This window comes from Bacillus sp. FSL K6-1033, assembly GCF_038630765.1.
Taxonomy (GTDB): Bacteria; Bacillota; Bacilli; order Bacillales; family Bacillaceae; genus Bacillus; species Bacillus altitudinis.
This window is the reverse complement of the sequence record NZ_CP152041.1, coordinates 3331994-3346652: the sequence shown is the minus strand read 5'-3', so window position 1 is coordinate 3346652 and position 14659 is coordinate 3331994. Positions and strand designations below refer to the sequence as shown.

Below are 14659 nucleotides of genomic sequence, written 5' to 3'. Positions count from 1 at the left end.
TCATTCATTATTTATGATAGAGGTACAACATGGAAACGGAACAAAGTGGGTTTTGGGGAATGAAAGGGGGAGCAAGATGAATAGCCTTTTAATTGTTAACTTGATTGCATTTGCGGCAGTGACCGCTTACGCTGTGTATTTGTTTATTTATCTCATTCGAACACGAGCCGCGTATATTCGTCTTGGCAAAAAAGAAGAATTTCAGAAAGACATGAAAAAACGCTTAGAACGTGTTTGGGTGAATGTGTTTGGTCAAAAGAAACTGCTGAAGGACAAGAAGAGCGGCATCATTCATGTGCTGTTTTTCTATGGATTTATTTTAGTGCAGTTCGGAGCCCTTGATTTTATTATGAAGGGACTTGTTCCAGACAGCGGGCTACCATTAGGTCCGCTTTACGGTGTCTTTACGTTCTTCCAAGAGGTAGTCACACTTCTCATTTTAGTGGCAGTGGTTTGGGCGTTCCATAGAAGATATGTCGAGAAGTTAGTCCGTTTAAAAAGGGGCTTTAAGTCAGGGCTTGTCCTTTTGTTTATTGGCGGATTGATGCTGACCGTATTACTGGGAAACGGAATGAACATCATTTGGCATGGGCACTCACTATCAGCAACTGAGCCAATTGCTTCCGGCATTGCTTTCTTGCTGGGCTGGCTGTCACCACTTGGGGCAACAATTGTGTTCTATGTCGCATGGTGGGTGCATCTTCTCATTTTACTGACGTTCTTAGTGTACGTCCCGCAGTCTAAGCACGCCCATCTCATCGCTGGCCCGGTCAACGTATTTGTCAGCAGATTGGACCCGCCAGGCAAACTGCAAAAAATTGATTTTGAAGATGAGACACAAGAAACGTTCGGCGTTGGGAAAATTGAAGATTTCCGTCAATCTCAGCTGATCGATCTTTACGCTTGTGTGGAGTGCGGGCGCTGTACGAATATGTGTCCGGCGACAGGGACGGGGAAAATGCTGTCTCCAATGGATTTGATTTTACGATTAAGAGATCATTTAACAAATAAAGGGGCTGCCATTACTTCAAAGACACCGTGGGTTCCGCAGCTTGCTTTCAAACAGACGAAAGGAAATCAACTGGCATTACAGGCAAGGGGAGCTGGAGCGGAAGAATCTGCGGCGAGCGCAATGTATCATCCTTCTCTCATTGGTGAGGTCATTACAGAAGAAGAAATCTGGGCATGCACGACATGCCGAAACTGTGAAGATCAGTGTCCTGTCATGAACGAACACGTCGACAAAATCATTGATATGCGCAGATACTTAGTACTGACAGAAGGAAAAATGGATGCAGATGCACAGCGTGCGATGACAAGCATCGAGCGACAAGGGAACCCATGGGGATTGAATCGAAAAGAAAGAGAAAACTGGCGTGATCTAAGAGAAGATGTGCACGTACCGACGGTGAAAGAACTGAAAAAAGCAGATCAGACCTTCGACTATTTATTCTGGGTTGGATCGATGGGTGCATATGACAATAGAAGCCAAAAGATTGCTCTTGCCTTCGCAAAACTGCTCAATGAAGCAGGTGTTTCTTTTGCCATTCTAGGTAATAAAGAGAAAAACTCAGGTGATACACCGAGAAGACTTGGGAATGAATTTTTGTTCCAAGAGCTTGCTGCAAAAAACATCGAAGAATTCCAAAAAAATGACGTAACCAAAATCGTCACGATCGATCCGCATGCTTACAATTTATTTAAAAATGAATACCCAGACTTTGGACTTGAGGCAGAGGTGTATCATCATACAGAATTGCTGGCAGAGCTAGTAAAAGAGGGGAAATTAACGCCTATTCATGAAGTGAACGAAGTCATTACTTTCCACGATTCTTGCTACCTAGGCAGATATAACGAGGTCTATGATCCGCCAAGAGATATTTTAAAAGCCATTCCTGGTGTGACACTGAAAGAAATGGAACGGAATCGTGAATCGGGGATGTGCTGTGGTGCCGGCGGTGGCTTAATGTGGATGGAAGAAGAGACAGGTACTCGAATTAACACAGCGAGGACGGAGCAGGCCTTACAGGTACAGCCGTCCATCATCAGCTCAGGGTGCCCATATTGTTTAACCATGCTTGGGGATGGGACGAAAGCGAAGGAAGTAGAAGAGCAGGTCGGCACATTTGATGTCGCAGAACTTCTTGAAAAATCAGTGTTTGGCGAAACGAGAACGCAGGCTTCATAAAGGTGTCAGGCCGATGGATCGACTGTTCATCGGCCAGTGGACACCGATATTTTATGAACTGTCTAGCATTTATGTAAGCGGTAACAAATAGGAGGGGAAAGAAATGAGCACGACGGTCATTGTATCTGGGGCGAGAACACCATTTGGAAAACTAGGTGGAACTTTAAGTCGTTTGACTGCTGCAGAATTAGGCGGGATGACGATAAAAGCTGCGCTGGAAAGAGCCTCAAATGTTCATGAAGTGGATGAAGTCATCATGGGCAGTGTCCTTCAAGGAGGACAAGGTCAAATTCCTTCAAGACAGGCAGCTAGACATGCAGATCTCCCTTGGTCGGTTCCGACGCAAACCATCAACAAAGTCTGTGCTTCAGGAATGCGCAGTGTCACGACAGCCGATCAAATCATTCGAGCGGGAGATGCCAATGTGATCGTGGCAGGCGGCATGGAATCCATGTCTCATGCTCCTTATCTTCTGAAAAAAGCACGATGGGGTTACAAAATGGGAGATGGTGCAGTACAAGATGCCATGATTTTAGATGGATTAACCTGTTCGTTTACAGGTGTTCATATGGGTGAGTATGGAAGCATGGCGGCGAAAGAGCTTGGCATTACACGAGAAGAACAAGACCTTTGGGCGTTAAGAAGTCATGAACGAGCCATTGAGGCGCAAAAAAGCGGCTTTTTTAAAAATGAGATCATCCCCGTTACCGTCAAGAATAAAAAAGGAGATCAGCTGATTTCAGAAGATGAAGCCCCGCGGCGTGATACGTCATATGAACGTTTGTCAAAACTGATGCCCGTTTTCGATCAGGCAGGTACGATCACTGCTGGCAATGCACCTGGTGTCAATGATGGTGCAAGTGCGCTTCTATTAATGAAAGACACATACGCCATGCAGCAAGGTGAAAAACCTCTGGCAGTTGTGCTTGGGCATGCGCAAGTAGCAGTAGAGGCAAAGGACTTTCCGAAAACACCAGCTTATGCCATCGAAAAAGTGTTAAAGAAAACAGGGAAGCGAGTAGAGGATATCGATTTGTTTGAAATCAATGAGGCTTTTTCAGCGGTTGCATTGGCATGCGAAAAAATTCTTGGACTGGATCGGCGGAAAATGAATGTGAACGGAGGGGCAGTCGCGATTGGTCACCCGATTGGAGCAAGCGGAACACGTATTATATTGACCTTGATCCATGCACTCAGACAAAGAGGCGGCGGGATCGGCATTGCGGCGATTTGCAGCGGCGGGGGTCAAGGTGATGCGATCATGATCAAGGTGGATTAAAAGGGAGGCGTTCATTGTCATGAGTATAGAAGAAACCGTCATGGTCGTTGGGGCTGGGCAAATGGGCTCGGGTATTGCCCAAGTATTTGCACAGTCAGGTTATACCGTCCTGCTCCATGATACGGAAGAGGAGCAGATTCATCGAGCCATTTCCTCTATGACCAAACAACTGACGAAACGAGCAGAAAAAGGAAAGCTGGCACATCAGGCAGTCCGTGATATTACACAGCGACTGGCTGTTTCAACAGATTTAAAGGATGTACAGCAGACGCATTTAGTGATTGAAGCCGCATCTGAACAAATGAAGATCAAAAAACAAATCTTTGAAACCCTCGATCAATTTGCACCTGATGACACGATATTTGCGACAAATACGTCTTCCTTGTCGATCACAGAATTAGCAGCCGTGACGAAACGGCCTGAGAAAGTGATCGGCATGCATTTTATGAATCCAGTTCCCGTGATGAAACTTGTGGAAGTAATCCGTGCGCTACAAACGGATGATGCCACGTACCAATTTGTTTTTGACACCGCGAAGACATTAGACAAAACCCCAATAGAAGTGGAAGACTTCCCTGGGTTTGTGTCAAATCGCATTTTAATGCCAATGATCAATGAAGCCATTTACACCCTTTATGAAGGTGTGGCGGATGTAGAAAGTATTGACGGCATCATGACGCTTGGAATGAACCATCCAATGGGCCCGCTTCGTCTCGCCGACCTCATCGGGCTCGATACTTGTTTATTTATTATGAATACCCTTCACGAGGGTCTTGGAGATAGCAAATATCGACCTTGTCCTCTTTTGAAAAAATACGTGAACGCAGGCTGGCTGGGCAAAAAGACAAAGAGAGGTTTTTACACTTACCACGACCACTCATAGGGGGAGTCAAGATGGATGTGTTGCTGACAGAAAAACAACGTCTTTGGAGAAAACGAGTAGCAGAATTTGCACGCCAGCATGTATTCCCTGAAATAGAAGCGATGGAACAGGGCGTGTTCCCGAAAACGCTTTTAGCTGAAATGGGTCGGCAAGGCTTTTTAGGCATTCCGATCCCAGATAAGTATCACGGATTAGGGGCAGATTTCACAACCTATATCATGGCGATTCATGAATTTTCCAAAGTAAGTGCAACCATCGGTGTCATTGTATCCGTTCATACATCCGTTGTGACGATGCCGATTTTGGCGTTTGGAACGACTGAACAAAAAGAATCCTACGTTCCCAAGCTTGCGTCCGGGCAGAAGCTGGGCGCCTTTTGTCTAACTGAACCGAAGGCAGGATCAGATGCCTCTAGTATTCAGTTGAAAGCAGAGCGGGCAGACGATCACTATGTGTTAAATGGAACGAAAATTTTTATCACAAGCGGCGGTGAAGCGGAAGTCTATCTTGTATTTGCTGTGACAGACCCGGCTTCTGCTAAGAAAAATATATCAGCGTTCATTGTGGAGAAGGGGACACCAGGATTTACGATCGGAAAAGATGAGAAGAAAATGGGCCTGCATGGATCAAAAACAGTCACACTTCATTTTGAAGGTGTTCGAATTCCAAAAAAACAGCTGCTCGGCGCAGAAGGAGAAGGCTTTCGGATTGCCATGTCTAGCTTAAATGCGGGGAGAATTGGCATTGCGGCTCAAAGCCTTGGTATTGCAGAAGCCGCATTAGCTGAGGCGGTCACGTATTTAAAGCAGCATCCAGCTGGCCTTGAAACGACCATTCGGTTGGGCGATCTGGGCACCGAGCTGGAAGCGGCAAAACTTCTTGTCTATCAAGCGGCTTCTTATAAAGAGGCCAATCGCCCTGTCACGAAGGAAGCGTCGATGGCGAAATTATTTGCATCTAAAACAGCGGTTGATATTAGTACTGAAGTCATCCATTTGCTTGGTCTAGCCGGTTACACGAAGCAATACCGAGCAGAGCGGTACTTTCGTGATGCGAAAATTTGTGAGATTTATGAAGGAACAAGTGAAATACAAAGGCTGGTTATTTGTAAACAGCTAATATGAAGTGAGGTGGCTTATGATGCAGTTCCAATTAAGTGACGAACACGAAATGATACAAAAAATGGTGAGAGACTTTGCGAAAAATGAAGTGGAGCCAACAGCAGCAGAGCGAGATGAAACAGAATCGTATGATCCCGCTATTTTTCGTCAAATGGCGGAGCTTGGTTTAACGGGAATCCCTTGGCCAGAAGAAAATGGGGGGATTGGTAGTGATTATTTGGCCTATGTCATAGCGGTTGAAGAGCTCTCACGAGTGTGCGCCTCAACAGGCGTCACCCTATCTGCTCACACATCACTCGCCTCATGGCCAATCTATACATTCGGAACAGATGAGCAAAAGGAGACGTATTTAAAGCCGCTTGCAGAAGGACAGAAGATCGGCGCATACGCACTGACCGAGAGCGGCTCGGGCTCAGATGCCGGCGGAATGAAAACAACAGCAGTAAAAGCAGGGAATGAATACGTCTTGAACGGGGCAAAGATTTTTATTACCAATGGAGGCATTGCGGATTATTATATTGTGTTTGCCGTTACCGACCAAGATCCTTCATCCCGTAATACAACCGCTTTTATAGTAGAAAAAGAGACGCAAGGCTTCTCAATCGGCAAAAAAGAAAGCAAACTGGGCATCCGCTCATCGCCAACGACAGAAATCATCTTTGAAGACTGTCGTATACCCGAAAGGAACCGGCTTGGTCAAGAAGGCGAAGGTTTTAAGATAGCGATGATGACACTTGACGGCGGCAGAAACGGTATTGCCGCACAAGCTGTTGGCATTGCTCAAGGTGCTCTGGATGCAGCAGTCAATTACGCAAAGGAGCGCAAACAATTTGGGAAACCAATCATTCAGCAGCAAGGCATTGCTTTTAAGTTAGCGGATATGGCAACGGCAATTGAGGCCTCAAGACTGCTCACCTATCAGGCAGCATGGCTTGAAACGAAAGGGCTTCCGTATGGGGAAGAATCAGCTATGTCCAAGCTCTTTGCCGGTGATACAGCCATGAAGGTGACGACAGAAGCCGTACAAATCTTCGGCGGATACGGCTATACAAAGGATTACCCAGTCGAACGATACATGCGTGATGCGAAAATCACTCAAATCTATGAAGGTACACAAGAAATCCAGCGGCTGGTCATCTCACGGAAACTGCTAGATATGTAGAAACCAAGTAAAGACCACCTGATATGAGGTGGTCTGTTTTTGTGTGAAATGTGAAATCTCTCCAATATGATCTCATATCACCTGATCACTATGGTAAAATTGGGAAAAGAACCAAAATGGAGGTTATCATGATGAACACAACATTTATTGGCATTTTAGGAATCGTCACGATGATCATATGGATTATGGTCTCCACAGAGCTTTCAAAGTCTCCAAAAAGGAAGGAAGAAAAAGAAAACAGCCGCAGAAAACTCATTGTACTCGTGTCTGCGGGCACTTTATTCACCGTACCTTTGGTTTTTTCACTCATTCAGAATATCCAGCTGTAACATATCCATTCGACTAAACTGCTGCTGTCTGTTTTAATTTCACCCATTTGAAAAAAACAAAACGGACAAGCGGTCCCATAATCAACATTTGCAAAGGGAACGCCAGCATGACATTATGACCGAAAATCGTTAAGTAATCAGATAGAATCGATTGTGTTTGAAATCCTGTGCTGATGCTTTGAACGACATATCCGCATAAAGACATGAGACACACCATCCCAAACACGATAAAGATAGAAAGAGTGAGAATAAAATAGATTTTCTTGCCTTTTGGGGCAAAACGGTTGGCTGCTTTTTTTGCTGAAGGCCCAATAATACACATCTCAATCAACAACGTGATAGCAAAACCGATCACATAGGTGAGTACACCTTCTAACCATGTCATATGTCCAAGCCGTCCATTTAGAAATAGGTTATAAAAGAACATCACTGAAAACATACAAAAACACATCAAGACACCAAATTGTATATCTTCTTTTTTTGTCATTGGCAATTCGATCAACCTCTCAAAATTAGTCTATTTATTATAGATTTCTGTTTCAATTCGTCGTAAGTGAACTTTTTGTGAAGGAATAAATCCCCTTTTTTAAGAAGAGTAAATGGCTTTGTATTCATCAAAAGAGAAGACAAAAAAGCATGCAAAACGTGTGCTTCACACATGAATTATGCCAATTCGGCGCAAATAATTGACCGCTAGAGGCTCCTCTTGTGAAAAAATCAAAAATTAACATCAATAAAGGTGGCATAAACTCCCCTAATTTGTTTATAATGAGAGGTATGGTTTGTCGTAAGAATAAGGTATAAATACTTATTATTTCACTGATAAATGGATACATACATGTAATAGAAAGGGAGTGTCTGACCTTGAGTTTGAAAGAATACTCACAGGAACAGCTCAAACAAATGTCTTTAGTTGAACTTGCTTATGAAATTTTCAGAGACAGCAAAACGCCGATTACGTTTTCCGAGTTAATAGATGAAATGGTCCGTTTGCAAGGGATACAAAAATCTGATCTTGATGATCGACTTGCTCAATTTTATACAGACTTAAATATAGATGGCCGCTTTATTTCGTTAGGTGATCAGAGATGGGGACTTCGCAGCTGGTATCCAGTTGATCAAATCGAAGAAGAAGTTCAGCCAGCTGTGAAAACAAAAGCGAAAAAGAAAAAAACAAAAGCTGCTGTCGTTGAAGAAGACTTCGATGATATTGAAGAGGAAGAAGAAATCGACGAGCTTGAAGAAGATCTTGATCTTGTTGAAGACGACGAGGACCTTGACCTAGATGATGAAGAAATCGATGAAGAGATAGAAGACTTCGACGAAGATGATGATGAAGATGATGACGGCTTAACGGAAATTGATGAAGACGATTTAGACGATGATGAGGAAGACAAATAACCCTCACAAACCGGTCCTGAAAACAGGACAAAACCGTCTTGACTTTCCAGAGCGAACTATGTAGTATGTATTTTGGGCTCTCTAAAAAAGAGTACGTAAAGATACGTTCATTTACGCTCCCTTTCATTTATTTGAAAGGGAGCTTTCTTATTTTTCAAGAGATTTAGGGATACACTCTAAAAGGATGAAGCTGTGCATGTCTAGTCATGCAAGGGTAAAAAAGAGAGGAGCATACGAAATGACAAAGTATATTTTTGTAACAGGAGGAGTTGTTTCCTCACTTGGAAAAGGGATCACGGCTGCATCGTTAGGCCGCCTTCTGAAAAATAGAGGGATGGATGTCACCATTCAAAAATTTGATCCATATATCAACGTAGACCCAGGGACAATGAGTCCATACCAGCACGGTGAGGTATTTGTTACAGACGACGGTGCTGAAACAGACCTTGACTTAGGTCACTACGAGCGTTTCATTGACATTAACTTAAATAAGTACAGCAACGTTACAACAGGTAAAATCTACTCTACTGTTTTGAAGAAAGAGCGTCGCGGCGACTACTTAGGTGGAACAGTACAGGTTATTCCCCACATTACAAATGAAATCAAAGACCGTGTGTACCGTGCCGGAAAAGAAACGGGTGCAGATGTGGTCATTACAGAAATCGGTGGAACAGTAGGAGACATCGAATCCCTTCCATTCCTTGAAGCGATTCGTCAAATGAAGAGTGACATCGGCCGTGAAAACGTGATGTACATTCATTGTACCCTTGTTCCTTACATCCGTGCAGCAGGCGAACTGAAAACAAAACCAACACAGCATAGTGTAAAAGAACTTCGCAGTCTTGGTATTCAGCCAAACGTCATTGTGGTCAGAACTGAAATGCCATTGGCACAAGACATGAAGGACAAAATTGCGCTATTCTGTGATATTGATACGAAAGCAGTCATCGAATGTCAGGATGCAGATACCCTTTATTCGATTCCGCTTGATTTACAAAAACAAGGATTAGACAAGCTTGTATGTGAGCACATGAAGCTTGACTGTCAAGATGCGGACATGACGGAGTGGACGGCGCTTGTTGATAAAGTGCAAAACCTTTCAAAACAAGTCACAATTGGTCTAGTAGGGAAATATGTTGAGCTGCAGGATGCATACATTTCTGTCGTTGAATCACTTCGTCATGCGGGCTATGCATTTGATGCGGATGTTCAAATCAAATGGATCAACGCAGAAGAAGTCACAGCAGAAAATATGGCTGATTTCGCTCAAGATGTAGACGGCATTATTGTTCCTGGAGGCTTCGGAGACCGCGGAGTAGAAGGGAAAATCATTGCAACACAATATGCGCGCGAAAACAAAGTGCCATTCTTCGGAATCTGCTTAGGTATGCAAGTCGCATCTATCGAATATGCGAGAAACGTACTAGGTTTAGAGGGAGCACATTCCGCTGAAATTGATCCAGAAACAGCATTCCCAATCATCGACCTTCTTCCAGAACAGAAGGATGTTGATGACTTAGGTGGAACACTTCGCCTCGGCCTATACCCTTGTAAATTAAACGAAGACTCAAAAGCATTTGCTGCATACAATGACGAAGTCGTGTACGAACGTCACCGTCATCGCTATGAGTTTAATAACGAATTCAGACAGCAAATGGAAGCAGCAGGTTTTGTCTTCTCTGGTACAAGCCCAGACGGACGCCTTGTTGAAATCATTGAACTGAAGGATCACCCATGGTTCCTTGCTTCTCAGTTCCACCCAGAATTCATTTCAAGACCAACAAGACCACAGCCGTTATTTAGAGATTTCGTTGGTGCTTCACTACAGGCATCTGAATCAAAATAAAACAAAAAACTGCCGAGAATATCATCTTCTCGGCAGTTTTTTTATTCATATTCCTCAACGATTTCTTTCACAGTAAACGATAGAGCATGGTAGACATATAAGCAGGTCATCAGTGCAGGATAGCCGAACCTTGTTCCATCTTCAGCAGGCACAAGTGGTTTTTTGAGCTGAAAATCAATGTGGACATCACAATGCTCTTCAATAAATGATGTCTCCTTTTGTGCAGGACCGACACCGACAATAGGTGTGCCTTGTTCGTGCAGCTCTTTGACAAGGGATTGAATCTCTTGATCTTCTGGATCTGAATAAAATAAAAGCACCCTGTCACTTGGATGAAGTAAGCTGCGCTCCTTTTGATCCAGCGGCAGAACCTTCGCACCCGGAAACGGCTCCTTGCTCTCGGATGCCTCTAAGGCTACAGCCGCCAGTTCATTCTTGCCATGAAAATACACGGCATGTCCACTGACAACGGCCTGAGCAAGAAGGCGTGCACCGTCTTCGATCGCTTCGGCCTGCTTATCTCCAATACGTGAAAAAATACCTGATAATTGGGTAGTGAAAATTTTTAACAAGACTCATTTCCTCCTTCTGTCAGATCATTTTATAATAGAATATAAAGAGAATATTAGGAAAAATGCTCAGAAAATGTCGTAAAGTAAACTATTATAATTAAAGGAAATGTGAAAATCAAACAGAATTATTTAACAACAGCTCTTTTTATGGCGAAAAATGAAAGCAATGGGGTGTAACAGATGAATGAGAAAATTTTAATTGTCGATGATCAGTACGGTATTAGAATATTGCTGAATGAAGTGTTTCATAAAGAAGGCTATCAAACCTTTCAAGCCGCTAATGGACTACAGGCATTAGATATTGTGAAAAACCATAGACCAAACCTCGTCCTGCTTGATATGAAGATTCCCGGAATGGATGGCATTGAGATTTTAAAACGCATGAAATTAATTGATGAAGACATCCGCGTGATCATTATGACAGCTTATGGCGAACTAGATATGATTCAAGAGTCTAAAGAGCTCGGTGCATTAACGCATTTTGCTAAACCATTTGATATTGATGAAATCCGTGATGCGGTCAAAGAATACTTGCCACTCGAAACAAATGGCTAGATGGAAATGATTGAATCAAGTCATTCTGTTGCCGATTTGTCGAATAATTGGTATTCTAGATAAGAAGAAGAAAGCGATCTGACTTTGAAAGTTTACATATGGCGAGAAATTCTGGTCATGCTAGGGTGGAGAGCTTTTTTTAGTAAGCAAATTAGCTACATAGGGAGGATTTTTCATCATGCCTTTAGTTTCAATGACAGAAATGTTGAAAGACGCAAAGGAAAAAGGTTACGCTGTTGGACAGTTTAACTTAAATAACTTAGAATTCACGCAAGCGATTTTACAAGCTGCTGAAGAAGAGAAATCTCCAGTTATTTTAGGAGTATCTGAAGGAGCAGGACGCTACATGGGCGGCTTCAAAACAGTTGTCGCAATGGTAAAAGCGTTAATCGAAGAATATAATGTAACAGTTCCTGTTGCGATTCATTTAGATCACGGTTCAAGCTTTGAATCTTGTGCAAAAGCCATTCATGCAGGATTTACTTCTGTGATGATTGATGCTTCTCACCATCCATTTGATGAGAACGTAGCGACAACTGCAAAAGTGGTTGAGCTTGCACATTTCCACGGTGTATCTGTAGAAGCTGAGCTTGGAACTGTTGGTGGACAAGAAGACGACGTCATCGCTGAGGGCGTTATTTATGCTGATCCAAAAGAGTGCCAAGAGCTTGTAGAACGTACTGGTATTGACTGCCTTGCGCCTGCACTAGGTTCAGTTCATGGTCCATACAAAGGTGAACCAAACCTTGGTTTCGCTGAAATGGAAGAAATCGGTAAAACGACTGGACTTCCACTTGTTCTTCACGGCGGAACAGGTATCCCAACTGCTGACATCAAGCGTGCGATTTCACTTGGTACAGCAAAAATCAATGTAAACACTGAAAACCAAATTGCTTCTGCGAAAGCAGTTCGCGAAACACTTGCTGCAAAAACAGAAGAGTATGATCCACGTAAATATCTTGGACCAGCTCGTGACGCAATTAAAGCGACTGTTATCGGCAAAATGCGTGAATTTGGTTCTTCTAACCAAGCATAATTTGATGAGAACCGAAAGCCGCCTGAGTCACAGGCGGTTTTCTCCATATCTTGAGAAAGCGCAATCAAATTTACATTTCAGACAATTTATTGATAGGAGAGTGGCACAGTTATGTTATTTTTCGTAGACACAGCGAATATCGCAGACATCAAAGAGGCACACGAGCTTGGCATTTTAGCAGGCGTGACAACAAACCCTAGTTTAGTAGCGAAAGAAAAGGACGTATCGTTCCACGACCGCCTTCGTGAAATCACTGACGTGGTATCAGGTTCAGTTAGTGCGGAAGTCATTTCCCTCAAAGCAGAAGAAATGATCGAAGAAGGAAAAGAGCTTGCTGCTATTGCACCAAATATTACAGTTAAAATCCCAATGACAACAGACGGTCTTAAAGCGGTCAAAGCGTTAACAGACCTTGGGATTAAAACAAACGTCACGTTGATTTTTAGTGCAAACCAGGCACTTCTTGCAGCTAGAGCTGGTGCGACGTATGTCTCTCCATTCCTCGGCCGCTTAGATGACATTGGCCAAAATGGTCTTGATCTCATTAGTGAAGTGAAAACCATTTTTGATGTTCATGGATTAGATACACAAATCATTGCTGCATCCATTCGTCACCCGCAGCATGTGACAGAAGCTGCGCTTAGAGGTGCTCATATCGGCACAATGCCGCTGAAAGTCATCAAGCAGCTGACAAAACACCCATTAACGGATGCAGGCATTGAGCAATTTTTAGCAGACTGGAATAAATAAGTGATTGTGGCAGACGGATATCCATCCGTTTGCCGCAGTTTTCCTTTAATACGCTAAGAAATGTTTTGTGCAAAGAAGAGAACATCACAGCCTCGCAAAGCTTCGATTATTTTTCTTCCGACAAATTTCGTTTAACCTGTATTCTTTCTCTTGATATTGGCTAAATTTTGGACAAGACCTTTTAAAGCGCGACATCCACAAACAGTATAACTCCAACAGTGATCTTCTTTAAGAAGGGAGACAAATATGGAAAAGTTAAACATTGCCGGCGGTGACCCCTTGCGCGGGACCGTACATATTAGTGGTGCGAAAAATAGTGCTGTGGCACTGATTCCTGCCACGATTCTCGCTGATTCTCCAGTAACCATTGAAGGCCTTCCGCATATTTCAGATATTGACACATTACGAGATCTGTTAGAAGAGATTGGCGGAAAGGTCACGTTTGAAAAAGGTGAGATGGTTGTCAATCCTGCCTCCATGATCAGTATGCCGCTTCCTAATGGGAAAGTGAAGAAACTACGAGCATCCTATTATTTAATGGGCGCCATGCTCGGTAGATTCAAGCAGGCTGTCATTGGATTGCCAGGGGGATGTCACTTAGGACCTAGACCGATCGATCAGCATATCAAAGGCTTTGAAGCACTTGGAGCCGAGGTGACAAACGAACAGGGTGCGATTTATTTGCGCGCTGAAAAATTAGTCGGAGCCCGTATTTATCTTGATGTTGTCAGTGTAGGTGCGACCATCAACATCATGCTGGCAGCCGTGCTAGCTGAAGGGAAAACAGTGATTGAAAATGCCGCAAAAGAACCCGAAATTATTGATGTAGCGACACTGCTTGCAAGCATGGGAGCTAAAATCAAAGGTGCGGGGACGGATGTGATTCGGATCGAAGGTGTGGAATCTCTTCATGGCTGCAGGCATTCCATCATCCCTGACCGCATAGAAGCAGGTACATTTTTAATTGCAGGTGCAGCGATGGGGGATGAAGTTGTGCTTGATAATGTGATCCCAACTCATTTAGAATCAATTACGGCGAAACTTAGAGAGATGGGATTCACAATTGAAACAAGCAACGATCAAATGCTGATCGTTGGCAGAAATGAAGGACTCAAGCCTGTCGATATCAAAACCCTTGTGTATCCGGGCTTTCCGACCGATCTTCAACAGCCGATGACGGCTTTGTTAACAAAAGCGAAAGGCACGAGTGTCGTGACAGATACCATTTACTCTGCCCGCTTTAAACACATTGACGAATTGCGTCGAATGGGTGCTAACATGAAGGTGGAAGGAAGATCTGCCATTATTACAGGTCAAACGCAGCTTCAAGGTGCAAAGGTCAAAGCAAGTGATCTGCGAGCAGGTGCTTGTCTCGTTGTTGCAGGGTTAATGGCAGACGGTGTGACCGAAATCACAGGGCTTGAACATATAGACAGAGGATATAGTATGCTTGAGGAGAAGCTTGAAGGCTTGGGTGCAACCATCTGGCGTGAAAAGCTGAATGACCAAGAAATAGAAGAACTTCAAAATTCATAAG

Annotated in this window: 14 protein-coding genes; 12 read left to right on the top strand and 2 right to left on the bottom strand. The window is 43.6% G+C overall.

Annotated elements, in window-relative coordinates:
• Positions 1-76 precede the first annotated feature (76 nt).
• The 6 genes from MHH31_RS17170 (at position 77) to MHH31_RS17145 (ending at position 6962) form a co-directional block, all read left to right on the top strand.
• Positions 77-2188, top strand: a complete 2112-nt coding sequence (locus MHH31_RS17170) for a heterodisulfide reductase-related iron-sulfur binding cluster (protein WP_342495021.1) — start codon at positions 77-79, stop codon at positions 2186-2188.
• A gap of 103 nt (positions 2189-2291) precedes the next feature.
• Positions 2292-3467, top strand: coding sequence for an acetyl-CoA C-acetyltransferase (locus tag MHH31_RS17165; RefSeq protein WP_058337036.1), 1176 nt, complete (start codon positions 2292-2294; stop codon positions 3465-3467).
• Between the two features lie 19 nt (positions 3468-3486).
• Positions 3487-4350 carry a 3-hydroxybutyryl-CoA dehydrogenase gene (locus MHH31_RS17160; protein WP_007497692.1) on the top strand — a complete coding sequence of 288 codons (864 nt, stop codon included), beginning with the start codon at positions 3487-3489 and terminating at the stop codon, positions 4348-4350.
• An 11-nt stretch (positions 4351-4361) separates the two neighbouring features.
• A complete protein-coding gene (locus tag MHH31_RS17155) occupies positions 4362-5474 on the top strand; it encodes an acyl-CoA dehydrogenase family protein (RefSeq protein ID WP_342495020.1) in 1113 nt (370 codons plus the stop codon).
• A 16-nt stretch (positions 5475-5490) separates the two neighbouring features.
• Complete coding sequence (locus tag MHH31_RS17150) at positions 5491-6633, top strand: acyl-CoA dehydrogenase (protein WP_342495019.1); 1143 nt, start codon at positions 5491-5493, stop codon at positions 6631-6633.
• A 131-nt stretch (positions 6634-6764) separates the two neighbouring features.
• Positions 6765-6962, top strand: a complete 198-nt coding sequence (locus MHH31_RS17145) for a hypothetical protein (RefSeq protein WP_034647437.1) — start codon at positions 6765-6767, stop codon at positions 6960-6962.
• 13 nt (positions 6963-6975) lie between these two features.
• Here MHH31_RS17145 and MHH31_RS17140 read toward each other — a convergent pair whose 3' ends face one another.
• Entirely contained in the window at positions 6976-7455 is a 480-nt protein-coding gene (locus tag MHH31_RS17140; RefSeq protein WP_338704447.1) for a DUF2798 domain-containing protein, read from the bottom strand.
• 371 nt (positions 7456-7826) lie between these two features.
• Between MHH31_RS17140 and rpoE the strand changes: the two genes are divergently transcribed.
• A complete protein-coding gene (gene rpoE / locus MHH31_RS17135; RefSeq protein ID WP_035389808.1) occupies positions 7827-8363 on the top strand; it encodes a DNA-directed RNA polymerase subunit delta in 537 nt (178 codons plus the stop codon).
• A gap of 238 nt (positions 8364-8601) precedes the next feature.
• On the top strand, positions 8602-10209 hold the full coding sequence (pyrG, locus tag MHH31_RS17130; protein WP_017360053.1) for a CTP synthase (glutamine hydrolyzing): 1608 nt from the start codon (positions 8602-8604) through the stop codon (positions 10207-10209).
• A 41-nt stretch (positions 10210-10250) separates the two neighbouring features.
• Here the strand turns inward: pyrG and MHH31_RS17125 are convergent, their stop codons facing one another.
• Positions 10251-10781 (bottom strand): DUF2529 domain-containing protein, encoded by a 531-nt coding sequence (locus tag MHH31_RS17125; protein WP_008343445.1) that lies wholly within the window; start codon positions 10779-10781, stop codon positions 10251-10253.
• A gap of 180 nt (positions 10782-10961) precedes the next feature.
• Here MHH31_RS17125 and MHH31_RS17120 point away from each other — a divergent pair, with 180 nt between their 5' ends.
• The 4 genes from MHH31_RS17120 (at position 10962) to MHH31_RS17105 (ending at position 14658) form a co-directional block, all read left to right on the top strand.
• On the top strand, positions 10962-11336 hold the full coding sequence (locus tag MHH31_RS17120) for a response regulator (protein ID WP_003214681.1): 375 nt from the start codon (positions 10962-10964) through the stop codon (positions 11334-11336).
• Positions 11337-11514: 178 nt separating this feature from the next.
• Entirely contained in the window at positions 11515-12372 is an 858-nt protein-coding gene (locus MHH31_RS17115; protein WP_007497678.1) for a class II fructose-bisphosphate aldolase, read from the top strand.
• Between the two features lie 111 nt (positions 12373-12483).
• A complete protein-coding gene (gene fsa / locus MHH31_RS17110; protein ID WP_003215343.1) occupies positions 12484-13122 on the top strand; it encodes a fructose-6-phosphate aldolase in 639 nt (212 codons plus the stop codon).
• Positions 13123-13368: 246 nt separating this feature from the next.
• Complete coding sequence (locus MHH31_RS17105; RefSeq protein ID WP_007497673.1) at positions 13369-14658, top strand: UDP-N-acetylglucosamine 1-carboxyvinyltransferase; 1290 nt, start codon at positions 13369-13371, stop codon at positions 14656-14658.
• Position 14659 lies beyond the last annotated feature (1 nt).

Bases quoted from the DNA above. Each gene is read 5' to 3' on its own strand.
- MHH31_RS17170 (WP_342495021.1), top strand. From the start codon at position 77: ATGAATAGCCTTTTAATTGTTAACTTGATTGCATTTGCGGCAGTGACC.
- MHH31_RS17165 (WP_058337036.1), top strand. From the start codon at position 2,292: ATGAGCACGACGGTCATTGTATCTGGGGCGAGAACACCATTTGGAAAA.
- MHH31_RS17160 (WP_007497692.1), top strand. From the start codon at position 3,487: ATGAGTATAGAAGAAACCGTCATGGTCGTTGGGGCTGGGCAAATGGGC.
- MHH31_RS17155 (WP_342495020.1), top strand. From the start codon at position 4,362: ATGGATGTGTTGCTGACAGAAAAACAACGTCTTTGGAGAAAACGAGTA.
- MHH31_RS17150 (WP_342495019.1), top strand. From the start codon at position 5,491: ATGCAGTTCCAATTAAGTGACGAACACGAAATGATACAAAAAATGGTG.
- MHH31_RS17145 (WP_034647437.1), top strand. From the start codon at position 6,765: ATGAACACAACATTTATTGGCATTTTAGGAATCGTCACGATGATCATA.
- pyrG (WP_017360053.1), top strand. From the start codon at position 8,602: ATGACAAAGTATATTTTTGTAACAGGAGGAGTTGTTTCCTCACTTGGA.
- MHH31_RS17120 (WP_003214681.1), top strand. From the start codon at position 10,962: ATGAATGAGAAAATTTTAATTGTCGATGATCAGTACGGTATTAGAATA.
- MHH31_RS17115 (WP_007497678.1), top strand. From the start codon at position 11,515: ATGCCTTTAGTTTCAATGACAGAAATGTTGAAAGACGCAAAGGAAAAA.
- fsa (WP_003215343.1), top strand. From the start codon at position 12,484: ATGTTATTTTTCGTAGACACAGCGAATATCGCAGACATCAAAGAGGCA.
- MHH31_RS17105 (WP_007497673.1), top strand. From the start codon at position 13,369: ATGGAAAAGTTAAACATTGCCGGCGGTGACCCCTTGCGCGGGACCGTA.